Raw genomic sequence first — 21,076 nt, 5'->3', positions numbered from 1 at the left:
GATGCCCCATGACACGCCCCATGACAACCACCACGAGGAGACACCCATGAACCACTTGCCGACATCGCCCACCTCCCCCGCGCGCCGCAGCCTGCTGGCCGGCAGCGCCAGCGCACTGGCCGCCGCAGGCCTGGCCGGCCTGCACCAGGGCGCACTGGCCCAAGCCCAGGCCCAGGCACCCGCAGCTGCGGCAGCACCGGCGGCCAAGCCCCTGCCCGGCTACGCGGGCTGGAAGAAGGCTGATGCCCTCATCGTCCATAGCTCCACCACCATAGAGACGCGGCGCGGCGCCTTCGGCACCAGCGTGATCACGCCCAGCGACCAGCTCTATGTGCGCAACAACCTGCCCACGCCGCCCGAATCCATCGTGGCCGACCGCGATGCCTGGCAGTTGCAGGTGGAGGGCGTGCGCCAGCCCCGCAGCCTCAGCGTGCGCGAGCTCAAGTCCCTGGGACTGGAGACCGTGGCCATGGTGCTGCAGTGCTCTGGCAATGGCCGGGCCTTCTTTCCCAGCAAGCCCAGCGGCACGGCCTGGACCGTGGGTGCGGCCGGCTGCGTGGTCTGGAGCGGCGTGCCCGTGCGCGAGGTGGTCAAGGCCCTGGGCGGTGTGTCAGACGGCGGTCTCTACATGACCGGCACGGGCGGCGAGGTGCTGCCTGCGGGGCTGGACCCCAAGAGCGTCATCGTCGAGCGCTCGGTGCCGCTGTCGGCCCTGGAAGACGCCCTGCTGGCCTGGGAGATGAACGGCGAGCCCATCCCGCTGGCCCACGGCGGGCCACTGCGCCTGATCGTTCCCGGCTACACGGGCGTGAACAACATCAAGTACATCAAGCAGCTGGCCTTCACGCCGCGCGAGAGCGAGGCCCACATCATGTCCCACGGCTACCGCATCTCGCCACCCGGCAGCAAGGGCGACCCGAGCCAGCCCTCGGTGCAGGAGATGAGCGTCAAGTCCTGGATCAACTCGCCCCTGCCCGAGGACGGCGGGCAGGCCGCCGGCCTGGTGCAGATCCACGGCGTGGCCTTTGGCGGCATGGATGCCGTCAAGGGCGTGGAGGTGTCCACGGACGGCGGCAAGAGCTGGCAGGCCGCGCGCCTGGTCGGCCCCGACCTGGGCAAGTACGCCTGGCGCCAGTTCGTGCTGCAGGCGCGCCTGCCCAAGGGCACGCATGTGCTGGCCAGCCGCGCCACCGACGCGCGCGGCCGGGTCCAGCCCGAGACGCGCGGCGAAAACCAGAGTGGCTACAACAACACCAGCTGGGCCGACCACGCCGTGACCGTCACCGTGGCCTGAACACGGCCCGCGCGCTCATCCCGCCCCCTTCTCTTCACTCCCGTCACCTCCCGCACACGGCGCCAGACCGTGGCGGGCCCGTACCCCCATTGCCATGTTCACGATGAAACACCTGATCCACACCGCCCTGCTGGGCAGCACTTTGCTCGGCAGCGCCCTGCTGTGCGCCCCCGCCTTTGCCGATGAAGCGGCCCAGATGGCCCTGGGCAAGAAGCTGTTCGCCACGGCCACGCCCGCCTGCGCGCTGTGCCACACGCTCAAGGACGCGGGCGCCGAGGGCGCCATCGGCCCCGTGCTCGACGAGCTGCAGCCCGATGCCGCGCGCGTGGCCCGTGCCCTGCGCGACGGCATAGGCGCCATGCCCTCATTCAAGGCCACGCTCAGCGAGGCCGAGATCGCCGCGCTGTCGCTCTACGTGAGCAAGGCCAGCGCGAAGAAGTAGGCGGCACGGGCCCTCACCGGCGTTCCTGCAGCTCCCGCAGGGCCTTTTCGTAGGGCGTCTCCTCGGGCTCGGGAACATGCACCACGGCCTCGCCGGCACCGCCCAGCGGCATGCGGTAGACCCAGAGGCTGTGCCGGCCCGGTCCCTGGCGCTGCCAGGAGGGCTCCACGCCGGGCAGCGCAAAGTCCAAGCTGACCAGCCAGGCGCCCTCAGGCAGCTCCGTGGCGGCCTTGACGGCTGCACGGCCCATGCTTTCAGGGCGCTGGAACAGGTAGACCATCTGGTAGCCGCTCCAGTCGGCCAGCCAGATATCGGCGCGGCGCACACGGGCCCAGGGGCAGCGCAGCGCGCACAGCCAGCGCAGCGGCCAGCTCCACTCCATGCCGTTGAGCCGCGCCTGCGGGTACTGGCCGCGCAGCGCGCGCAGGCCGTCGCCCAGGCCGCAGCCGGCATCAAGCACGGCCGCGCCGTCCGGCAGCGGCGCGGCATCGGCCAGGCCTTGCAGCGCATCGGCGGGCGTGGGAAACAGCGGCGCATCGCGCCAGGCGTTGAGCGGGTAGACCAGGGCGAGCAGGCCCAGCGCCGCCAGCCACAGCCAGGGGCTGATGGCGGCCAGGCCGCCCGGCCCCCACAGCATCAGGCAGGACAGCGGAAAGCCCGCCGCCACGGCCAGGCGCCGCCACCAGGGCGTGGCCAGCAGGCTGGCGAGCACGCCCAAAAAACAGGCCGCCAGCCAGGCGGCCAGCGGCCCTAGGGTCGATTGCAGCGCGGCGTACACAAGCCAGGCGCCGGCCCAGGCAAGAAGGGCCGGGGCCGGCCAGGGAAGGCGCCGCATCATGCGCGCCCTCCGGCCGGGAGCCGCTTATTGCTGTTGCAGTGCTTGCGAGGTGGCACGGTCGAGGCGGCCGGTCTGCGGCAGGCTCTGGTCGCGCTGGAATTCGCGCAGGGCGTTCTGGGTGTTCTTGCCCATGGCGCCGTCAGGCGTGCCTGCGGTGTAGCCCAGGGCGTTGAGCTTTTGCTGGGCAGCGCGCAGCGACATGCCGGCGGCATTGGCGCCCGGAGCCGATGTCTGCGACGGTGCGGCACCGCCGTCCACGCCCAGGCGTCCACCGCCGCCCAGGCCCTGGCCCTTGACGGTCTGCGCCTTGTAGTTGCGCAGCGAGCGCACCATCTGGTTGTAGGCGTCCATGAAGGCGGCGGCGATCACCTTGCCTTCGGCCGTGCGTGTGTAGCCGCCCAGCGAGGCACCGGCAGAGCCGCCGAACAGCGCGCCCATGCCGCCCCAGTCAGTCTTGGAAGACGAGCCTTCGGAAGCCGACACCTGCACGCCCGAGCGGTTGTCCACCAGGGCCAGCATGACCGAGGCCTCGCGGGTCTTGGTGGCTGCAGCCAGCGCGCCGAAGATGCCGCCGGCGCGGCCGCCGATGGCGCCGCCCATGCCGCCGGCATCGCTCTGGTTGAAGATCACTTCGGGGGACAGACCGTAGTCGGAGGCCACCATCTGGCCCTTGCCCAGGTTGCTGCCGCCGCGCATTTCGCCCGAGTCCATCAGCGCGCGTTCACGCGCCATGGCGCCCATGCCGGCCGCGCCGCGTTCCACGACGATGAAGCAGTTGGACTGCTGGATCATCAGGCGCAGCAGCTGCGAGGTGGGCGGCAGGCGGTACTGCTGGGTGAGGATGGTGTACCAGCCGGCGGTCTGGTTCTCGACCAGGGAGATGGTGCCCAGCGAGGAATCGCAGCGCTCCAGCTCGGTGTTGGCGTTCTCGGCGCTGGCACCGCCCGCGGCGCCCGTGGCCACGGTCTTGGCTTCCGGCGAACCCATGCGCATGTCGGTGGTCACGCAGCCGGTCAGCGCCACGGCGGCGATGGCAGTCAGGGCAAGATACTTCTTCACGTTGTAATCCTCTTGGTCTGGTCTAGGTGAATCAGCGCCAGGGCAATGGCGTCCACGCACTGGCAGCGTCGCCAGTCAGCGATTACACACAATTACCCCGCATAACAGCGCGCAAATATACCGGGATTCACCCTCGCGAAAAAGCGCTGCTTTGCTGGAGAACGACAGATCACAGACGGTTACAAGCTGTTGTCATCACTCGGGTGCATCGCCGCGCAAACGTTCGATCAGCCCGTTGAGCGCATCGAGCGAGCCGAACTGGATCGCCACTTCGCCCATTTCCTGCAGCTTGCCGCCCCGGCGCACGGACTTCTTGATGCGCACCTCGACATCGGCCATGAGCAGGTCGGACAGCTCTTCCTCCACGCGCTTGATGTCGCGCGTCTTGCCTTCCTTCTTGGACTTCTGGCGCACCAGGCTGAAGTCGGCGCCGATCTTCTTGACCAGGGCCTCGGCCTCGCGCACCGACAGCTTCTTGGCCGCGATCTGGTTGCCGGCCGTGATCTGGGCCGCGCGGTCCAGCGACAGCAGGGCACGCGCATGGCCCATGTCGATGTCGCCGGCCATGAGCATGGTCTGCACCGGGTCGGCCAGGTTCAGCAGGCGCAGGATGTTGGTGGCCGCGCTGCGCGAGCGTCCCACGGCCTGGGCCGCCTGCTCGTGCGTGAGGCCGAATTCCTTGACCAGGCGCGACAGGCCCTGGGCCTCTTCCAGCGGGTTGAGGTCCTCGCGCTGGATGTTCTCGATCAGCGCCATGGCGGCGGCGGCCTCGTCGGGCACCTCGCGCACCAGCACCGGCACCTCGGCCAGGCCGGCGATGCGGGCTGCGCGAAAGCGCCGCTCGCCCGCGATGATTTCGTATTTGCCGGCGTGCTCGCCCTTGGCCAGGCGGCGCACCAGGATGGGCTGCATGATGCCCTGGGCCTTGATGCTTTCGGCCAGCTCGTAGAGCGCGCCCTCGTCCATGTGGGTGCGCGGCTGGTATTGGCCGGGCACCATCACGTCCAGCTGCAGGCTGCTGGGCAGCCCGGTCTCGGCCACGGGGTCGCCGGCCTCTTCCTTGTCGTGGACCTTGGGGCCGAGCAGGGCTTCGAGTCCGCGTCCCAGTCCCTTGGGTTTCTTGGTCACCATGGTGTTGTCCTTGTCAAAGCGATGCCAGCAGCGCGTGTCCGCTGTCCCAGTCGCCCAGCCCGCTGGCCGTGTTGAGATGGCCCGAAGGCCCTGCGTCGACGAAGCGTGCGCCCCAGGCATCGGCCATGGCTTGCACGCGCTGGGCGCTGCAGTAAATGTCGTTGTCGCTGCCGACCACGATGGAGGCAAACGGCAGGCGCTGCATCATCACGGGCGACCAGCCGGGCAGTTGCTCGCGCAGCTGGGGCTGCTCGGTATCGCCGGGGGCCACCAGCAGCGCGCCGCGCACCTTGCGGGCGGCCAGCGGAGAATGCGCCGCCCACCAGGCCACAAGGATGCAGCCCAGGCTGTGCGCCACCAGCACCACGGGGCGCGGCGCGTCGAGCACCGTCTCCTGCAGCCTCGCGCTCCAGTCGCCGCGCAGCGGGCGGTCCCAGTCGTTTTGCTCCAGGCGGCGGTAGCCGTGGCGCTGCTCCCAGCGGCTTTGCCAGTGATCGGCGTCCGAGTTCTGCCAGCCGGGCAGCAGCCAGACGTCCTCGGCAGCCCACCCGGTCGGCACGCCCTGCCCTGCCGTTTCATGTGAACCTTGCATGACTACATCTTCTTGATGCGGCGCACCATCTCGTGTGCGAAATCGATGAAGGCCTTGCTGCCCTTGGCGCCCGGGTCGAAGACCACGCCAGGCACGCCATAGCTGGGCGCCTCGGCCAGGCGCACGTTGCGCGGGATGACGGTGTCGAAGACCTTGTCGCCGAAGTGCTCCTTGAGCTGGTCGCTGACCTGCTGCTGCAGCGTGGTGCGCGGGTCGAACATCACGCGCAGCAGACCGATGATCTGCAGGTCGGGGTTCATGTTGGCATGCACCTGCTTGATGGTGTTGACCAAGTCGGTCAGGCCTTCGAGCGCGAAGTACTCGCACTGCATGGGCACGACCACGCCATGGGCCGCGCACAGGCCGTTCAGGGTGAGCATGGACAGGCTGGGCGGGCAGTCCACGAGCACGAAGTCGTAGTCGGCATCGGCCGCCCTGAGGGCGCCCTTCAGCCGCTCGTTGCGGCGCTCCAGCGTGACCAGCTCGATCTCGGCGCCGCTGAGTTCGCGGTTGGCGCCCAGCACGTCATAGCCCACGGCCTCGGAGCGCACGGCGGCTTCCTTGACGCTGGCGTTCTCCAGCAGCACGTCGTAGACCGACAGCTCCAGCGCGCGCTTGTCCACGCCCGAGCCCATGGTGGCATTGCCCTGGGGGTCCAGGTCGATCATCAGCACGCGCTGGCCGATCTTGGCCAGGCCCGCAGCAAGGTTGACGGCGGTGGTGGTCTTGCCGACCCCACCCTTTTGATTGGCGACACAGAAGATTTTGGCCATGGTATTTACACGCTTATTTGGCGATGGCCAGCTTGAGGCCAAAACCGATCAGAAACACGCCCGCAGTCTTTTCGAGAACCCGGGAAACCGCAGGATTGGCGCGCATGCGCTCGGCCAGATGCGCGGTCAGCAGCACCACGATCAGGCAATAGAGAAAGGTCAGAGCAGCCACCGTGGCCGCCATCACCGCGAACGTGAGCAGGCCCTGGTGGCTTGCGGGATCCACGAACAGCGGGAAGAAGGCCATGTAGAACACGATGGACTTGGGGTTCATCAGGGTGATCAGGCCAGCCTGGCGAAAGTAGTGGCGCGGCTCGATGTGCAGCACGGGTTTGTCGCCGGGCCTGGCTGTGAGCATCCTGAAACCCAGCCAGCCCAGGTAGGCGGCGCCCAGCCACTGCACGGCATGGAAGGCCGCGGGATAGGAGGCCAGCAGCGCGGCAACGCCCGCCACCGCCATCCAGATCAGCACCTGGTCGGCCGCCAGCACGCCGGCGCAGGCCGCCATTCCGGCCCGTATGCCGCCCTTGCCGGTGGAGGTGATCAGCGCCAGATTGCCCGGCCCCGGAATCAGCAAAAACAGAAGAATGGCAACAACGAATGCGCTGAAATCGGAGATGCCGAACATGCTGACCCCTGAGCGATGAAAGCTGGGAGTTTATGCGAGGGCCATGGCCAGCGCATGGGGAACATGGCCCCGCCGCAACGCGGCAGTGTGCTATTCGGTAAAAAAATCAGGCTGCAGCAGTGCGCAGCCAGAGGATGCAGCGCTCGGCATCCAGGCCCGGCACCTTCAATGGTTCCACGTGAAACACCTGCACGTCGGCAGGCAGCGCGGCGATTTCCTCGTCGGGGTGCTTGCCCTTCATGGCCAGCCAGGTGCCGCCCTCCTCCAGCGACTGGCGCGACCAGCTGGTGAAGTCCGCCAGCGAGGCAAAGGCACGGCAGCTGATCAGCGGATAGCGCGTGGTCAACTGCTCCACGCGGCTGTGGATGCCGCGCAGGTTGGGCAGGCGCAGAGTGGCCGCCGCCTGCTGGATGAAGGCCGCCTTCTTGCCCACCGTGTCCACGCAGTGCACGTCGATCTGCGGGCAGCAGACGGCAAAGACCACGCCGGGCAGGCCGCCGCCCGATCCCACGTCCAGCATGGCGGTGCGCCCTGCGCGCGCAGGCATCTGGGCCAGGTGGCGCTGCAGGGGCGGCACGGCGGCCAGGCTGTCGAGCAGGTGGTGGGTCAGCATTTCCTGCGGATCACGCACTGCCGTGAGGTTGTAGACCTTGTTCCACTTGCCCAGCAGGGCCTGGAATTCCATCAGCGTATCGACCTGGGCAGGGGAAAGCTCCAGGCCCAGCGCCCACAGGCCGGCCTCGAGAGGAGCGCGCAGTTCCTGGCTCATGCGGATGCCTCCTCGCCCTTCGCGTCTGTCACATCAGGGGCAAAGCCGCGGAAGCCCCCCTTCTTCAGGTGCACCATGAGCAGGGAGATCGCCGCTGGCGTCACGCCCGACATGCGCGATGCCTGGCCCAGCGTCTCGGGCCTGTGCTTTTGCAGCGACTGGCGCACCTCGAAGGACAGGGCCGGCACCTGCATGTAGTCCAGCTCGGCCGGCAGGCGCAGGTTCTCGAAGTGGGCGGCGCGCTGCACCTCGTCCTTCTGGCGGTCGATGTAGCCTGCGTACTTGGCCGCGATCTCCACCTGCTCGACGACGGAGGCGCTGAGATCGCCCAGCACCTCGGGCTGCACATCGGCCGAGGCATAGCGGCCCTCGTTCAGGCTCATCAGCTTGCCGTAGCCCACATCGGGGCGGCGCAGCAGGTCGAACAGGTTGTATTCACGCTCGATGGACTTGCCCAGCACCCGCTCCGATTCCTCGGGCGCGACGATGCGCGGATTGACCCAGGTGGACTTCAGGCGCTCTGTTTCACGTGAAACAGCATCGCGCTTGCGGCTGAAGGCATCCCAGCGCGCATCGTCCACCAGGCCCATGGCGCGGCCCGCTTCGGTCAGGCGCATGTCGGCGTTGTCCTCGCGCAGCTGCAGACGGAACTCGGCGCGGCTGGTGAACATGCGGTAGGGCTCGGTCACGCCCTTGGTGATCAGGTCATCGACCAGCACGCCCAGGTAGGCCTCGTCGCGGCGCGGCAGCCAGGCTTCCTGGCCGCGGCACTGCAGCGCGGCGTTGAGGCCTGCGAACAGGCCCTGGGCCGCCGCTTCCTCGTAGCCGGTCGTGCCGTTGATCTGGCCCGCGAAGAACAGGCCCTGGATCTGGCGCGTCTCGAAGCTGCTCTTGAGCGAGCGCGGATCGAAGTAGTCGTACTCGATGGCGTAGCCGGGACGCAGGATGTGCGCGTTCTCCAGCCCCTTCATGCTGCGCACCAGTTCGTACTGGATGTCGAAGGGCAGACTGGTGGAGATGCCGTTGGGATAGAACTCGTTGGTGGTCAGGCCTTCGGGCTCCAGGAAGATCTGGTGGCTTTCCTTGTCGGCAAAGCGGTTGATCTTGTCCTCGACGCTGGGGCAGTAGCGCGGGCCAACGCCCTCGATCTTGCCCGTGAACATGGGGCTGCGGTCAAAGCCGCTGCGGATGATGTCGTGCGTGCGCTCGTTGGTGTGGGTGATCCAGCAGGGCATCTGGCGCGGGTGCATGGCCGCATTGCCGATGAAGCTGAACACGGGCAGCACGCCTTCGTTGACACCGCCGGGCATACCGTCGCCGGGCTGCTCCTCGCACTGCGAGAAGTCGATACTGCGGCCATCCAGGCGCGGCGGCGTGCCGGTCTTCAGGCGGCCCTGGGGCAGCTGCAGTTCCTTGAGCCGCGACGACAGGCTGACGGCCGGCGGGTCGCCCGCGCGGCCTGCCGCGTAGTTGTTCAGGCCCACGTGGATCTTGCCGTCCAGGAAGGTGCCCGCCGTGAGCACCACGGTGCGGCTGCGAAAGCGCACGCCGACCTGCGTGACGGCGCCCACCACGCGGTCGCCTTCGACCATGAGGTCGTCCACCGCCTGCTGGAACAGCCACAGGTTGGGCTGGTTCTCCAGCATGTCGCGGATGGCGGCCTTGTAGAGAATGCGGTCGGCCTGGGCGCGCGTGGCACGCACGGCCGGGCCCTTGGAGCTGTTGAGGATGCGGAACTGTATGCCGCCGATATCGGTGGCCAGCGCCATGGCGCCGCCCAGCGCATCCACTTCCTTGACCAGATGGCCCTTGCCGATCCCGCCGATGCTGGGATTGCAGCTCATCTGGCCCAGGGTCTCGATGTTGTGGCTCAGCAGCAGCGTCCTGCAGCCCATGCGCGCAGCGGCCAGCGCGGCCTCGGTGCCGGCGTGGCCGCCACCGACCACGATCACATCAAATTCCTGTGGGTACAACATGCTTATCACTCCGGGGGCCTGCCCGGCCCAAGCCCCCGACACGGAGCACTCACGCTCCGGCGCTCATGGCAGGTGGCCCTCGTTCATGTAGCGAGGGGAACCCAGCGGGGAACCCGCGATTTTCCCACCTTTGCCGCACCAGTGCCTTGCAAGGGGTCGGCCGGCCCCGCCACCGGGCCGGCACTGCGCCGGTGTTCCACGTGAAACAGTGCGGCGGACACAGCGCGTGCACCGCAGGATGCTGCGCGCCGCCGCCCGCAGGGCGGCCCGCTTGCAAGAAACATGTGCAGGGCCTGTGATGCAATGGCGGCCATGCAGATCCTCATCTTCGCGGGCAGTACCCGCCAACAATCGCACAACCGGCGCCTGGCCGCCGCCGCCGCCGACATGGCGCGCGAACTGGGCGCCCAGCCCACGCTGCTGGAGCTGTCGGATTTCGACATCCCCATGTACAACGCCGACCTGGAGGCCAGCGGCACGCCTCCCGACGTGCTGCGCTTCAAGGCCGCGCTGCACAGCCACCCGGCCTGGCTGATCTGCTCGCCCGAGTACAACGGCAGCTACCCCGCCCTGCTCAAGAACGCCATCGACTGGGCTTCCAGCCCCGTGGCCGGTGATCCGGTCTGGTCCGATGGCACCCTGCCCTTTCGCGGCAAGGTCGTGGGCATGGCCAGCGCCTCGCCCGGCGGCCTGGGCGGCCTGCGCGCCCAGTCGCACCTGGCGCCGCTGCTGCTGAACCTGCAGTGCTGGCTGGCACCCGTGAGCCACGCCGTAGGACAGGCAGGCCAGGCCTTTGACGAGGCCGGCCGCCTGCAGCGGCCCCAGGACCAGCTGGGCATGAAGGCCGTGCTGGAACAGGTGCTTTGGGCTGCACAGCGCCTGTCGGCCTGAACCCTGCCGCCAGCGCGGTCCCATCATGCGCAGCCCCTGCACATGGGGTTAGCATGGGCGCTTGTCTTTCTTACCCTGATCGGAAGCCATCCACCATGAAGCTCTACTACAGCCCTGGCGCCTGCTCTCTGTCTCCCCACATCGTCCTGCACGAGGCAGGCCTGGCCTACGAGCCGGTCCTGGCCAGCACCAAGACGCACAAGCTGCAGGACGGCACGGATTACTACGGCATCAACCCGCTGGGCTATGTTCCCTTCCTCGTGCTCGACGACGGCGACACGCTGCATGAAGGCCCGGCCATCGTCCAGTACCTGGCCGATCTGGTCCCCGAGAAGAAGCTGGCGCCTGCCAACGGCACCATGGCCCGCTACCACCTTCAGGAGTGGCTGAACTTCATCGGCACCGAGCTGCACAAGGGCTTCGGCCCCCTGTTCAACCCCGCCACGCCCGACGACTACAAGCCCGTGGTGCGCCAGCGCGTGCTGGACCGCCTCAAGTGGGTGGACGGCGAGCTCAATGGCCGCGACTACCTGATGGGCGAGCAGTTCACCGTGGCCGACGCCTACCTGTTCACCGTGACGGGCTGGGCCCAGTTCGTGGGCGTGGACATCTCCGAGCTGACCAACCTCCTGGCCTACCGCGAGCGCGTGCTGGCCCGCCCTGCCGTGCAGGCCGCGATGAAGGCCGAAGGCCTGCTCAAGTAAGCAGCGCCGAGCCCGGGCTCGGCGGCACAAGGGGCCGACAAGGGGCCGGCTGGTGTGAACCAGCCGGCCCCTTATCTTTTGCGCGTGCGGATGCGCTGCTCTATCTGGGCCGCCGCAGCGCGCACCTGCTGGGCGATGCGCCGCACGCGCGCCGCCGTCATGCGCTGGGTCAGCGCGGCCACGCTGACCGCCCCCATGGCCTGGCCCATGCTGTCGCAAAAATGCGCGCCCACGGCCGTCACGCCCAGGCTCACGCGGTTCTGTATCACGGCCACGCCTGCGCGGGCCGTTTCCTCGCAGGCCAGGCGCAGTCCCGCATCGGTGAGCTTGCCAAAGGCCGGCAGGGCGGGCGCCACGCGCTCGATGATGGCCTCACGCTCCTCGGGCGCAATGGCGGCCAGCACGGCCAGCCCCCCGGCGCCCACGCCCAGCGGGCGCCGGCTGCCGACCTGCAGCACCAGCGTGCGTATGGGGAAGTCGCCTTCGAGCCGGTGCAGGCACACGGCCTCGAATCCGCTGCGCACCACCAGGTAGGCCGTGTCCTCGGTTTCACGTGACAGCGCCGCCATGGCCGGCTCGCACAGGTCGCGTATGTCGTGCAGCATCGACCCGGCCAGGCCCAGCTCGAAGGCCAGCGGCCCCAGCCGGTAGCGGTGGGTCTGGGCGTCGTGCACCACCAGCCGCTCGGCAATCAGCTGCTTGAGGATGCGGTGGGCCGAAGGGTGGGGCACGCTGGATTTTTCGGCCAGTTCGCTGAGCGGGCAACCGCGCACGCCCCCGGTCGCCAGCAGCTTGAGAAAGGCCACGCCCCGCTTGAGGGAGCCGGCATCGGACGATGAGGTCATGTTCGTTTATCGGACAACTGAGTGGCGCCGCCGGGCGATTTGAAAACAATCGGAATGGCCGATCAACCACGGCCCGGCCAGGGCACGGCAAGGCCGGGCGCCACGGATTTCCGAATGATGCAACTCTCCCATCCGCCATTGCAAGACAGAATCGCCGTCGTCACCGGCGCCAGCAGCGGCATAGGCGCCGCCACGGCGCGGGCCCTGGCCAGCGAGGGCGCCACCGTCGTGATCGGCTACCACCAGGGCCGCGACCGCGCCCAGGCGCTGCGCGAGGAACTGCCGGGCAGCCACCACACGCTGCAGCTGTCGCTGCAAGACGAGGCCAGCCACGCCACCGCCGCCCAGTGGCTGCAGCAGCACCTGGGCCGGGTGGACCTGCTGGTCAACTGCGCGGGCTTCACCGAGCGCATCGCGCACGCGCAGATCGATGCGCTGGAGCCCGCTCTGTTCAACCGCATCCTGTGCGCCAACGTGGGCGGCACCTATGCCGTGACGCGGGCCCTGCTGCCGCTGCTGCGCGCCTCGCAGGACGCCGCCGTGGTCAACGTGTCCTCGGTCTCCGCCTTCACGGGCCTGGGCAGCAACATGGCCTATTGCGCCGCCAAGGCCGCGCTGGACACGCTGACGGTGTCCATGGCCCGCGCCTTCGGCCCGGTGCGCTTTCTCTGCGTCTCGCCCGCCGCCGTGGACACGGGTTTCGTGGGGGGCCGCAGCCGCCAGGAGCTGGAGAAAAAGGCCGCGCACACGCCGCTGGGGCGCGTGGTCGAGCCCGGCGATGTGGCGCAGGCCATCCTTGCCTGCGCCACGCATCTGCGCACGGCCACGGGCACGCGCATCGTGATCGACGGCGGCCACAGCCTCGGTTGAAAGAAGGCACGTCATGCTCGTCGAACAACGCACCTACACCGCCCACCCCGGCAAATGGCGGGACTACCTGGCGCTCTACCAGGCCGAAGGCCTGGAGCTGCAGCAGCGCATTCTGGGCCGCATGGTCGGCTACTACACCAGCGACTCGGGGCCACTCAACCAGATCGTCCACCTGTGGGCCTATACGGACCTGAACGAGCGCGCCGAGCGCCGCGCCCGCCTGCTGGCCGAGCCACGCTGGCAGGCCTATGTGGCGCGCATGCTGCCGCTGCTGCAAAGCCAGGAATCGAAGTTCCTGGTCCCGGCCCCCTTCTTCCAGCCCCAGTGGAGCGGCTGCCAGGAGCCGCTCCACGGCGCCACAGGCCCCGCCTCCGCTTCCGGCCCCCTTTCCACCGACTGACAGGAGACATCCATGCTGTGCAAAAAGCTTCACCACGCCGCCTACCGCTGCAAGGACGCGGCCGAGACCGTGCGCTTCTATACCGAGGTGCTGGGATTGCGCTTCACCCACGCCATGGGCGAGGACCATGTGCCCTCCACGGGCCAGTACAGCCCGCACATCCACATCTTTTTCGAAATGGAGGACGGCAGCTCCATCGCCTTCTTCGAGTGCCCCCGGGACCCGGGCCAGATGAAGGACATGGAGTCGCCGGGCTGGATACAGCACTTCGCCTTCGAGGTCGCCGACGTGGACACCGTGCTGCGTGCCCGGCAGGACCTGCTGGACCGGGGCATTGATGTGGTGGGCCCCACCAACCACGACGACTTCATCACCTCCATCTACTTCTTCGACCCTTCAGGCCACCGCCTGGAGCTGACCGCACGCACGGCCGACGCGGCGCGCCACCAGGTCTTCGAGCAGGAGGCCATGCAGGTGCTGGCCCTGTGGAACGAGACCCACGACTGGTCGCAGCGCGAAAAGCTCTACGGCGCCCAGACGGGCTACGCACGCGCGGACCGCTAGCCGCAACACCAGCCAGTCCAGCCAGGCAAGCCAAGCCACTGGACACGTCCGCAGCGCGCAATACAAAAAAAGGAGACATGACATGACTGCCATCACCCGACGCACGGCCCTGCTTGCAGGCGTCGCCTCACTCGCCCTGCCCACGGCCCGGGCCCAGGGCGGTTTTCCCAACCGGCCCATTCAATTGATCCACGGCTTTGGCGCGGGCGGCAATGCCGACGTGGTGGCCAGGCTCGTGGCCCAGAAGCTTCAGGAATCGCTCAGGCAGCCCGTGGTGGTGGAGATCAAGAGCGGCGCGGGCGGCTCCATTGCCAGCAACTTCGTGGCCAAGGCGGTGCCGGACGGCTACAGCCTGGTCATGCTCACGGGCGCGCACACCGTGTCGGCCGCTCTGCGCAAATCGCTGCCCTACGACGCGGTCAAGGACTTCGCCTTTGTCTCCACCGTCTCGTCCTTTCCCTTCGTGGTGGCCGTGCGCGCCGAGCATCCCGCCAGGACCCTGGCCGATCTGCTGGCCATGGCGCGCAAGGAACCGGGCCGCATCACCTTCACCTCGGTGGGCGTGGGCTCCACCCAGCACATGGCCGGCGAGCTGCTGGGCTCCACGGCCAAGGTACAGCTGCTGCACGTGCCCTACCGGGGCGGCGGCGCACCCGTGCAGGCCGTGATAGCGGGCGATGTGGACGTGCTCAGCGACACGCTGACCGTGGCCATGCCGCACATCAAGTCGGGCCGGCTGCGCGCCCTGGCCGTCACCAGCGCCCAGGCCTGGCCCACCCTGCCCGAGGTGCCGCCGGCCTCGGCCGTGCTGCCCGGCTTCGAGGTGCGCTCCTGGCTGGGCCTGGCCGCGCCCGCAGGCACGCCCGCCGACGTGGTGCAAAGGCTGGCCGCCGAAACCCACAAGGCCCTGAAGGAGCCCGACCTGCTCCAGGCCCTGGCCAGCGCCGGCAGCGCGGCCACGCCCTGCAGCCCCGAGGAGATGCGTGCCATGGTGGGCGCCGAGATCGCGCGCTGGCGCGGCGTCATCCAGCAGGTCGGCATCCCGCTGCAGGCCTGACGCCATGGACATCATCGGCCTGTGCGGCAGCCTGCGCCGCCATTCCCTGAACCGCCTGCTGCTGGAGCTGGCGGGCGAATGCCTGCCACCCCAGGCCACGATGCAGGTCTGCGACTGGCGCGCGCTGCCGCCGCTGGATTCCGACCTGCTGGCCACGGGCATGCCCGCATCCGTGCACCAGTTGCGCGAGCGCATCCGCCGTGCCGACGCCGTGGTGCTGGCCACGCCCGAATACAACTTCTCCATTCCAGGCATGTTCAAGAATGCGCTGGACTGGATCTCGCGTGGCGACGACCAACCCTTTCGGCACAAGCCCGTGGCCCTAGTCTCGGCCTCGCCCGGCCCGCTGGGCGGGGCGCGCGTGCAGTACGAACTGCGCAAGGTATTGCAGTGCATGGAAGCCGACGTGCTGGCCCGGCCCGAGGTGTTCGTGGGCCAGGCGACGCAGAAATTCGACAGCCAGGGCCTGTGCACCGATACCGCCACGCGCAGCTTCGTGACGGCGCAGATGCAGGCGCTGGGCCGACTCGTGGCACAGCACCGTCGCCTGCACGACAGCGCGCAAATCCCTGGCCTGCACGATTGATTCCATGGGCGTAATCTGTGCCGTACGCCGCGCCGCCCGCACGGGTGGCGCTTTTGCTTCACGCACAGAAAGCCCCGTTGCATGACCTCTCTGTTCGAACCCATACAGGCTGGCGAACTGCGCCTGCCCAACCGCATCGCCATGGCACCCCTGACGCGCAACCGCGCACCCCAGGCCCTGCCCAACGACATCATGGTCACCTACTACGCCCAGCGCGCCAGCGCCGGCCTGCTGATCAGCGAAGGCACGGCCATCAGCCACCAGGGACAGGGCTATGCCCATGTGCCGGGCCTGTACGGCAGCGAGCAGCTCGACGGCTGGAAGCGCGTGACCGACGCCGTGCACAAGGCCGGTGGGCGCATCGTCACCCAGCTGTGGCATGTGGGCCGGGTCTCGCACACCTCGCTGCAGCCCGAAGGCCAGGCGCCCGTGGGGCCGTCCCCGGTGGCGGCCAAATCCAAGACCTATGTGATCGACGAGGACTCGGGCAAGGGCCAGTTCGTGCCCACCTCCGCGCCGCGCGCGCTCGCCCAGCACGAGCTTCCCGCCATCGTCCACAGCTTCGCCGTGGCCGCGCGCAATGCCGTGGAGACGGCCGGTTTCGACGGCGTGGAGCTGCACGGCGCCAACGGCTATCTGCTGGACCAGTTCCTCAAGACCGGCGCCAACCAGCGCGATGACGACTACGGCGGCAGCATCGAGAACCGCGCCCGCCTGCTGCTCGAATGCACGCGCGCCGCCGCCGATGCCGTGGGCGGCGGCCGCGTGGGCATCCGCCTGTCGCCCGTGACGCCGGCCAACGACATCGCCGATGCCGACCCCCAGCCGCTGTTCGAATACGTGGTGCGCCAGCTGGCGCCACTGGGCCTGGCCTACATCCACATCATCGAAGGCGCCACCGGCGGCCCGCGTGAATTGCCCGACCGGCCCTTCGACTACGCGGCCCTCAAATCCGCCTACCGCGAGGCCGGCGGCCAGGGCGCCTGGATGGTCAACAACGGCTATGACCGCGACATGGCGCTGCGCGCCGTGGAAAACGGCCACGCCGATATCGTGGCCTTCGGCAAGGCCTTCATCTCCAACCCCGACCTGGTCCACCGCCTGCGCGACGACCTGCCGCTGAACCCCTGGAACTCCAGCCTTTTCTACGGCGGCGGCGCAGAGGGCTATATCGACTACCCGTTCGCGCGCCAGGCCTGATTTGCGGCCGCACAAACAAAAAGCGGAGTGCATCGCACTCCGCTTTTTTTATTCAGACGATCCACGTGGAGCAGGAGCCAGGCTCCTGTCCCTGCGTCCGCTATCTCAGGCGTGTTCCAGCAGCTGGGTCTCGCGCGTGTCCCGGCCAGAGGCCAGCGAGGCGCGGCCTGCAGCCGGCGCCAGGCTGGGCTGGCCCTGGGAGGGACGGCCATAGGAAGCATGCGAGCCCATGGACGCCACGGCCGCACCGGCAATGCGGAACTGGCCCACCACCTGCGCCAGGCGCGCGGCCTGCTCGCGCAGCGACTCGGCGGCGGCAGCCGATTCCTCGACCAGGGCTGCGTTCTGCTGCGTCATGCGGTCGATATCGCCCACGGCCTGGTTGACCTGGCCGATGCCGCCCGACTGCTCGCTGGAAGCCGCCGTGATCTCGCCAATGATGTCGCCCACGCGCTGCACGCTGTCCACGATTTCCTTCATGGTCTTGCCCGCGTCCTCGACCTGGCGCACGCCCACGTCCACGGCCTGCACGCTGGTCTGGATCAGCGCCTTGATCTCGCTGGCCGCCTGGGCCGAGCGCTGGGCCAGCGAACGCACCTCGGCCGCCACCACGGCAAAGCCGCGGCCCTGCTCGCCGGCACGCGCCGCTTCCACGGCGGCGTTCAGCGCCAGGATGTTGGTCTGGAAGGCGATGGAGTCGATCAGGCCGATGATGTCGCCGATCTTGCGGCTGGAGGTCGTGATCTCCTGCATGCTCACCACGGCCTGGGCCACCACGTCGCCACCGCGCGTGGCCGTGGTCGAGGCAGAGGCCGCCAGCTGGTTGGCCAGCTGCGAGGACGATGCCGTCTGCTGCACCGTGGCCGTGAGCTGGGACAGCGAGGCCACGGTCTCCTGCACATTGCTGGCAGTCTGCTCGGTGCGCGAGGACAGGTCCTGGTTGCCAGTGGCGATCTCCTGGCTGGCCGTGGCGATGTTGCCGCTGGCGTCGCGCACCTGGGTCACCATGGAGCCCAGGCTCTGCTGCATCTGGTCCAGCGCGCGCTGCAGGTCGGCCACCTCGTCCTTGCCCTCCACCTTCACGCTCTGCGACAGGTCGCCCTGGGCGATGGTCAGCGCCGTCTGGCGCGCCTGCACCAGGGGACGGCAGATGGACAGCATGTTCATCAGCGTCAGCGGCACCACCACCAGCACCGTGAGCACCACGGCCGCCACGAAGATCCACTGCGTCTGCTCGGCCACGCCCTGCTCCTCCGCGGCCATGGCATCGACCTGCTGGCGCAGCAGCTGGTCGAGCTGGGCGATGAGCTTTTCGACCTCGGCCACCTCGGCCATGGCCTTGCCGCTCATGCGGTTGGCCGTGGTCGCCGTGTCATAGCCACCGGCCTCCAGCTGCCGCGCAATGTGCTCGAACTGCTGGCGGTAGCGGTCCACGCGCTCGGAGATGCCGCTGACGATGGCATCGTCGGCCGGGTCCTCGTCCTTCAGAAAGCGCTCGGCCACGGATTTCACGCGGTCGATGGCGGCCAGCCACTGGGTGTGGGCCTTGCGCACCTCTTCGGCACGCTCGTACTGGATGATCATGTCCTTTTCATGGGCGCGCACGGCACCCAGCTCGGCGCGCAACTCCACCATGTAGCCCATCTTGGCGTACGAGGTATGCATGAACTGCTGACTCATGCCATGGATGCGGAACATGCCCAGCATCCCGGCTCCGCCCAGCAGACCCAGCAGTACCAGCACCATGGCGATGGCACCCAGCATCCGCGTGCGGATCGTGAAAGCCCGCATCATTCCCAACAAGTTCATGACCGTTTTCCTCTCTGTCAGTCAAGGCGCCCGCACGGTCTCCAAATGCATAGCGCCAACGTAAATACAAATTGTTGCAGTTTGTCAGATGATCGCCAATGGCCTATGACGGTTTTTGCCTATTCACGGCTCTTTTCGATCTATCGGCCATTGCAGCGGATCATTGAGCCGGCCGACTCACATCGAATTGGGCCAAATCAACCCTTGTCCAGCCAGACGCTTGACCTTGCCATGGTGTCAGGGTTCAACATGCCGTCCATGGCTTGCGCCACTTCGGCGCGCCCCAACCAGGAGCGAGAGATGCAACATGTTTTCACCGTGCAGGGCATGACCTGCGGCCACTGCGAACGCGCCGTCACCCAGGCCGTGCAGGGCGTGGATGACCAGGCCCAGGTAAAAATCGATCGCGCTGCCCAGCGCGTGGAAGTCGACAGCAGCGCCAGCCGCGAGGCACTGGGCGCCGCCATTGCCGAAGAAGGCTACAAGGTCGCCTGAGAGACACCTCAAAGACACCCGAAGGCATCCGAAAGGCACGCACCATGTCCGCCCACCCCGCACAGCACTGGCCCGTCTCCATCGGCGAGGCCGCGCGCCGCGCCGGTGTCTCGGCGCGCATGGTGCGCCACTACGAAGCCCAGGGCCTGCTGCCGCCCATGCACCGCACGGACGGCGGCTACCGCCAGTACGCCGAGGCCGACGTGCATGCCCTGCGCTTCATCCGCCGGGGGCGCGACCTCGGTTTTTCCATGGACGAGATCGCCACCCTGCTCGGCCTGTGGCAGGACAAGAGCCGCGCCAGCAGCCAGGTCAAGGACATCGCCCAGCGCCACATCGACGCACTGACCGAGCGCATCGCCGCCATGCAGGCCATGCAGCGCACGCTCAAGACCCTGGTGCACTGCTGCCACGGCGACGACCGGCCGGACTGCCCGATCTTGGATGATCTGGCAGCGCCCGACACAGTGGGAAGCGGCGCTTAATTTAAGCTGTGGGCATGCTCACCACGCCCACCCAGCTTCACCAATGGTTGCTTGAGCCTGAAGGTCAGCGGCTTGAGTTCAAGGAAGCCAAGCAGCGCTATGACTTTGAAAACTGCTCAAGTACTGCGTAGCCCTGGCCAACGAAGGCGGCGGCGCCATCGTGCTGGGCGTGACCGACAGACGACCTCGCCTCATCGTGGGTACGCAGGCGTTCGAAGACCCGGGCCGCACCGAGGCCGGATTGCACCAGAGACTGGGCCACCGTATCCCTGTTGAGGAACTGCGCCTGCCGCAAGGCCGTGTGCTGGTTGTGCGTGTGCCCTCCCGGCTGCCGGGCACGGCATGGCAGATCGACGGCAGCTTTCTCAAACGGGCCGGCGATGATCTGGCGGCAATGAGCGCGCAAGAACTGCGGGCCATCTTCGATGAAACCGGCCCCGACTTCTCGGCACAGCCATGCCCAGGGGCCACGCTGGAGGATCTGGAGCCGTCATCCATTGCATTGTTCCGGGAGCGCTGGGCTCGCAAAGGCAATACCGCTCGCAGACGCGAACTGAGCGACGAACAGACCTTGCGGGATGCAGAGTTGCTCGTAGAAGGCAATCAGGTGAGCTATGCCGCGCTCATCCTGTTCGGCAAAAGAGCGGCTCTGACAAGATGGTTGGCCCAGGCGGAGCTGGTCTTTGAATACCGGTCGTCCGAAGCGGCAGGACCGGCTGCCGATCGCGAAGAGTTTCGAGAGGGCTTTTTTGCGTGGCAGGACGCGCTCTGGAAAAAGATCAACTTGCGCAATGACCGCCAAAGCTACCAGGACGACTTTTTCCGCATGGACCTGCCGACATTTGCCGAGGTTCCGGTCCGGGAAGCGCTCCTGAATGCGGTTGCTCATAGGGACTATCGCCTGGGTGGTTCGATTTTCGTCAGGCAATTTTCCAAGCGGCTGGAGGTGATCAGCCCGGGAGGGCTGCCGCCCGGAATCACGCCCGAGAACATCATTGACCAACAGAATCCGCGCAATCGCAGACTCGCCGAAGCCCTCGCCCGCTGCGGCTTGATCGAGCGCTCTGGTCAAGGCCTGAATCTCATGGTGGAAAGCGCGGTGCGACAAGGCAAGCCCCTGCCCAGCCTTGCAGGAACATCCGCCCACGAAGTACGGTTGACCCTGGAAGGCGGAGTGCGCAACCCGGCCTTCGTACGCTTCATGGAGCACCTCGGCGAAGAGAAGCTGAGCAGCTTCTCGACATTGGACTACCTCGCGCTGGAATGCCTGCAACAGGAAAAGCCGCTGTCTGCCCCTTTGAGGGAACGCCTTGCAGGCCTGCTGGCGGCGGGAGCGGTGGAATCCATAGGTCGAGGCAAAGGGACGCGCTACATCCTGTCCGAGGCCTTGTATGCGTCTTTGGGCGCCAAAGGAACGCATACCCGGCAACGCGGCCTGGACAGAGAGACCAACAAGGCGCTGCTGCTCAAACACCTCACAAAGCACAGAGAGCATGGTGCTGCGCTGGCCGAACTGCGGCAGGTGCTGCCGTCCTTGCCAATGAGTGCCGTTCAGGATCTGCTGAAAGAGCTGCGCAATGAGGGGCGCCTCCAGCTGATGGGTGCGCGCCGTTGGGCACGATGGCATTTGTCGGATTGATATCTGCAGCGTTTGGGCCGTGGCATCAA

The 21,076-nt window shown here is 67.8% G+C and carries 23 protein-coding genes; 13 read left to right on the top strand and 10 right to left on the bottom strand.

Features of this window, described 5'->3' with window-relative positions:
- Window positions 1–46: 46 nt before the first annotated feature.
- Both ACF8ML_RS09420 and ACF8ML_RS09415 read left to right on the top strand, forming a co-directional pair.
- Window positions 47–1,294 (top strand): sulfite oxidase, encoded by a 1,248-nt coding sequence (locus tag ACF8ML_RS09420; RefSeq protein ID WP_392407024.1) that lies wholly within the window; start codon window positions 47–49, stop codon window positions 1,292–1,294.
- Window positions 1,295–1,388: 94 nt separating this feature from the next.
- Entirely contained in the window at window positions 1,389–1,736 is a 348-nt protein-coding gene (locus ACF8ML_RS09415; RefSeq protein WP_017405076.1) for a cytochrome c, read from the top strand.
- Window positions 1,737–1,749: 13 nt separating this feature from the next.
- Here the strand turns inward: ACF8ML_RS09415 and ACF8ML_RS09410 are convergent, their stop codons facing one another.
- The 8 genes from ACF8ML_RS09410 to mnmG all read right to left on the bottom strand — a co-directional run bounded on the left by ACF8ML_RS09410 (window position 1,750) and on the right by mnmG (window position 9,502).
- Window positions 1,750–2,574 carry a hypothetical protein gene (locus tag ACF8ML_RS09410; protein WP_016452286.1) on the bottom strand — a complete coding sequence of 275 codons (825 nt, stop codon included), beginning with the start codon at window positions 2,572–2,574 and terminating at the stop codon, window positions 1,750–1,752.
- A gap of 24 nt (window positions 2,575–2,598) precedes the next feature.
- A complete protein-coding gene (locus ACF8ML_RS09405; RefSeq protein ID WP_016447294.1) occupies window positions 2,599–3,633 on the bottom strand; it encodes a peptidoglycan-binding domain-containing protein in 1,035 nt (344 codons plus the stop codon).
- 195 nt (window positions 3,634–3,828) lie between these two features.
- A complete protein-coding gene (locus ACF8ML_RS09400) occupies window positions 3,829–4,764 on the bottom strand; it encodes a ParB/RepB/Spo0J family partition protein (protein WP_392407023.1) in 936 nt (311 codons plus the stop codon).
- A 13-nt stretch (window positions 4,765–4,777) separates the two neighbouring features.
- Window positions 4,778–5,356 (bottom strand): alpha/beta hydrolase, encoded by a 579-nt coding sequence (locus tag ACF8ML_RS09395; RefSeq protein ID WP_212645598.1) that lies wholly within the window; start codon window positions 5,354–5,356, stop codon window positions 4,778–4,780.
- A gap of 2 nt (window positions 5,357–5,358) precedes the next feature.
- Entirely contained in the window at window positions 5,359–6,129 is a 771-nt protein-coding gene (locus ACF8ML_RS09390) for a ParA family protein (protein ID WP_016447291.1), read from the bottom strand.
- A gap of 13 nt (window positions 6,130–6,142) precedes the next feature.
- Window positions 6,143–6,757 (bottom strand): LysE family transporter, encoded by a 615-nt coding sequence (locus tag ACF8ML_RS09385; RefSeq protein ID WP_016447290.1) that lies wholly within the window; start codon window positions 6,755–6,757, stop codon window positions 6,143–6,145.
- 106 nt (window positions 6,758–6,863) lie between these two features.
- Window positions 6,864–7,526, bottom strand: a complete 663-nt coding sequence (rsmG, locus tag ACF8ML_RS09380) for a 16S rRNA (guanine(527)-N(7))-methyltransferase RsmG (protein ID WP_392407022.1) — start codon at window positions 7,524–7,526, stop codon at window positions 6,864–6,866.
- On the bottom strand, window positions 7,523–9,502 hold the full coding sequence (gene mnmG / locus ACF8ML_RS09375; RefSeq protein ID WP_016447288.1) for a tRNA uridine-5-carboxymethylaminomethyl(34) synthesis enzyme MnmG: 1,980 nt from the start codon (window positions 9,500–9,502) through the stop codon (window positions 7,523–7,525). Before mnmG ends, rsmG begins: the two co-directional genes overlap by 4 nt.
- A 303-nt stretch (window positions 9,503–9,805) precedes the next feature.
- Here mnmG and ACF8ML_RS09370 point away from each other — a divergent pair, with 303 nt between their 5' ends.
- On the top strand, window positions 9,806–10,393 hold the full coding sequence (locus ACF8ML_RS09370) for an NADPH-dependent FMN reductase (RefSeq protein WP_099732601.1): 588 nt from the start codon (window positions 9,806–9,808) through the stop codon (window positions 10,391–10,393).
- A 95-nt stretch (window positions 10,394–10,488) separates the two neighbouring features.
- On the top strand, window positions 10,489–11,097 hold the full coding sequence (gstA, locus tag ACF8ML_RS09365; protein WP_013799958.1) for a glutathione transferase GstA: 609 nt from the start codon (window positions 10,489–10,491) through the stop codon (window positions 11,095–11,097).
- A 71-nt stretch (window positions 11,098–11,168) separates the two neighbouring features.
- Here gstA and ACF8ML_RS09360 read toward each other — a convergent pair whose 3' ends face one another.
- Window positions 11,169–11,942, bottom strand: coding sequence for an IclR family transcriptional regulator (locus ACF8ML_RS09360; RefSeq protein WP_392407021.1), 774 nt, complete (start codon window positions 11,940–11,942; stop codon window positions 11,169–11,171).
- Window positions 11,943–12,056: 114 nt separating this feature from the next.
- On the opposite strand from ACF8ML_RS09360, the gene ACF8ML_RS09355 reads away from it, so the two are divergent.
- The 6 genes from ACF8ML_RS09355 (at window position 12,057) to ACF8ML_RS09330 (ending at window position 16,619) form a co-directional block, all read left to right on the top strand.
- Entirely contained in the window at window positions 12,057–12,812 is a 756-nt protein-coding gene (locus tag ACF8ML_RS09355) for an SDR family NAD(P)-dependent oxidoreductase (protein WP_074921160.1), read from the top strand.
- 13 nt (window positions 12,813–12,825) lie between these two features.
- On the top strand, window positions 12,826–13,212 hold the full coding sequence (locus ACF8ML_RS09350) for an NIPSNAP family protein (protein WP_199138328.1): 387 nt from the start codon (window positions 12,826–12,828) through the stop codon (window positions 13,210–13,212).
- Between the two features lie 12 nt (window positions 13,213–13,224).
- Window positions 13,225–13,776, top strand: coding sequence for a VOC family protein (locus ACF8ML_RS09345; RefSeq protein WP_012201980.1), 552 nt, complete (start codon window positions 13,225–13,227; stop codon window positions 13,774–13,776).
- 82 nt (window positions 13,777–13,858) lie between these two features.
- A complete protein-coding gene (locus ACF8ML_RS09340; RefSeq protein WP_392407020.1) occupies window positions 13,859–14,833 on the top strand; it encodes a tripartite tricarboxylate transporter substrate binding protein in 975 nt (324 codons plus the stop codon).
- 4 nt (window positions 14,834–14,837) lie between these two features.
- Window positions 14,838–15,419: an NADPH-dependent FMN reductase gene (locus ACF8ML_RS09335; protein ID WP_392407019.1), complete on the top strand. Its 582-nt coding sequence runs from the start codon at window positions 14,838–14,840 to the stop codon at window positions 15,417–15,419.
- 81 nt (window positions 15,420–15,500) lie between these two features.
- The gene (locus tag ACF8ML_RS09330; RefSeq protein ID WP_373783617.1) at window positions 15,501–16,619 is read left to right on the top strand and encodes an alkene reductase; all 1,119 of its coding nucleotides are present in this window, start codon (window positions 15,501–15,503) and stop codon (window positions 16,617–16,619) included.
- Between the two features lie 105 nt (window positions 16,620–16,724).
- On the opposite strand, the gene ACF8ML_RS09325 is transcribed toward ACF8ML_RS09330, so the two are convergent.
- Window positions 16,725–18,428 carry a methyl-accepting chemotaxis protein gene (locus ACF8ML_RS09325; RefSeq protein ID WP_012201976.1) on the bottom strand — a complete coding sequence of 568 codons (1,704 nt, stop codon included), beginning with the start codon at window positions 18,426–18,428 and terminating at the stop codon, window positions 16,725–16,727.
- Between the two features lie 300 nt (window positions 18,429–18,728).
- Between ACF8ML_RS09325 and ACF8ML_RS09320 the strand changes: the two genes are divergently transcribed.
- From ACF8ML_RS09320 to ACF8ML_RS09310, 3 genes are all read left to right on the top strand, one after another.
- Window positions 18,729–18,923, top strand: a complete 195-nt coding sequence (locus tag ACF8ML_RS09320; RefSeq protein WP_012201975.1) for a heavy-metal-associated domain-containing protein — start codon at window positions 18,729–18,731, stop codon at window positions 18,921–18,923.
- 44 nt (window positions 18,924–18,967) lie between these two features.
- Window positions 18,968–19,408: a Cu(I)-responsive transcriptional regulator gene (cueR, locus tag ACF8ML_RS09315; RefSeq protein WP_392407018.1), complete on the top strand. Its 441-nt coding sequence runs from the start codon at window positions 18,968–18,970 to the stop codon at window positions 19,406–19,408.
- A gap of 160 nt (window positions 19,409–19,568) precedes the next feature.
- Window positions 19,569–21,047 (top strand): ATP-binding protein, encoded by a 1,479-nt coding sequence (locus ACF8ML_RS09310; RefSeq protein WP_392407017.1) that lies wholly within the window; start codon window positions 19,569–19,571, stop codon window positions 21,045–21,047.
- Window positions 21,048–21,076: the final 29 nt, after the last annotated feature.

It is taken from the genome of Delftia sp. WSY_10, from assembly GCF_043104705.1.
GTDB lineage: Bacteria > Pseudomonadota > Gammaproteobacteria > Burkholderiales > Burkholderiaceae_C > Comamonas > Comamonas tsuruhatensis.
Note: the sequence above shows the minus strand (reverse complement) of the source record. Positions and strands in the feature narration are given on the sequence as shown.

Excerpts from the sequence above, each read along its gene's own strand:
- ACF8ML_RS09400 (WP_392407023.1), bottom strand. The coding sequence starts at position 4,764 with ATGGTGACCAAGAAACCCAAGGGACTGGGACGCGGACTCGAAGCCCTG.
- ACF8ML_RS09330 (WP_373783617.1), top strand. The coding sequence starts at position 15,501 with ATGACCTCTCTGTTCGAACCCATACAGGCTGGCGAACTGCGCCTGCCC.
- gstA (WP_013799958.1), top strand. The coding sequence starts at position 10,489 with ATGAAGCTCTACTACAGCCCTGGCGCCTGCTCTCTGTCTCCCCACATC.
- ACF8ML_RS09370 (WP_099732601.1), top strand. The coding sequence starts at position 9,806 with ATGGCGGCCATGCAGATCCTCATCTTCGCGGGCAGTACCCGCCAACAA.
- rsmG (WP_392407022.1), bottom strand. The coding sequence starts at position 7,526 with ATGAGCCAGGAACTGCGCGCTCCTCTCGAGGCCGGCCTGTGGGCGCTG.
- ACF8ML_RS09350 (WP_199138328.1), top strand. The coding sequence starts at position 12,826 with ATGCTCGTCGAACAACGCACCTACACCGCCCACCCCGGCAAATGGCGG.
- ACF8ML_RS09390 (WP_016447291.1), bottom strand. The coding sequence starts at position 6,129 with ATGGCCAAAATCTTCTGTGTCGCCAATCAAAAGGGTGGGGTCGGCAAG.
- ACF8ML_RS09320 (WP_012201975.1), top strand. The coding sequence starts at position 18,729 with ATGCAACATGTTTTCACCGTGCAGGGCATGACCTGCGGCCACTGCGAA.
- ACF8ML_RS09415 (WP_017405076.1), top strand. The coding sequence starts at position 1,389 with ATGTTCACGATGAAACACCTGATCCACACCGCCCTGCTGGGCAGCACT.
- ACF8ML_RS09410 (WP_016452286.1), bottom strand. The coding sequence starts at position 2,574 with ATGATGCGGCGCCTTCCCTGGCCGGCCCCGGCCCTTCTTGCCTGGGCC.
- ACF8ML_RS09345 (WP_012201980.1), top strand. The coding sequence starts at position 13,225 with ATGCTGTGCAAAAAGCTTCACCACGCCGCCTACCGCTGCAAGGACGCG.
- ACF8ML_RS09340 (WP_392407020.1), top strand. The coding sequence starts at position 13,859 with ATGACTGCCATCACCCGACGCACGGCCCTGCTTGCAGGCGTCGCCTCA.
- ACF8ML_RS09395 (WP_212645598.1), bottom strand. The coding sequence starts at position 5,356 with ATGCAAGGTTCACATGAAACGGCAGGGCAGGGCGTGCCGACCGGGTGG.
- ACF8ML_RS09420 (WP_392407024.1), top strand. The coding sequence starts at position 47 with ATGAACCACTTGCCGACATCGCCCACCTCCCCCGCGCGCCGCAGCCTG.
- ACF8ML_RS09355 (WP_074921160.1), top strand. The coding sequence starts at position 12,057 with ATGATGCAACTCTCCCATCCGCCATTGCAAGACAGAATCGCCGTCGTC.
- ACF8ML_RS09335 (WP_392407019.1), top strand. The coding sequence starts at position 14,838 with ATGGACATCATCGGCCTGTGCGGCAGCCTGCGCCGCCATTCCCTGAAC.
- ACF8ML_RS09385 (WP_016447290.1), bottom strand. The coding sequence starts at position 6,757 with ATGTTCGGCATCTCCGATTTCAGCGCATTCGTTGTTGCCATTCTTCTG.
- ACF8ML_RS09360 (WP_392407021.1), bottom strand. The coding sequence starts at position 11,942 with ATGACCTCATCGTCCGATGCCGGCTCCCTCAAGCGGGGCGTGGCCTTT.
- ACF8ML_RS09325 (WP_012201976.1), bottom strand. The coding sequence starts at position 18,428 with ATGAACTTGTTGGGAATGATGCGGGCTTTCACGATCCGCACGCGGATG.
- mnmG (WP_016447288.1), bottom strand. The coding sequence starts at position 9,502 with ATGTTGTACCCACAGGAATTTGATGTGATCGTGGTCGGTGGCGGCCAC.
- cueR (WP_392407018.1), top strand. The coding sequence starts at position 18,968 with ATGTCCGCCCACCCCGCACAGCACTGGCCCGTCTCCATCGGCGAGGCC.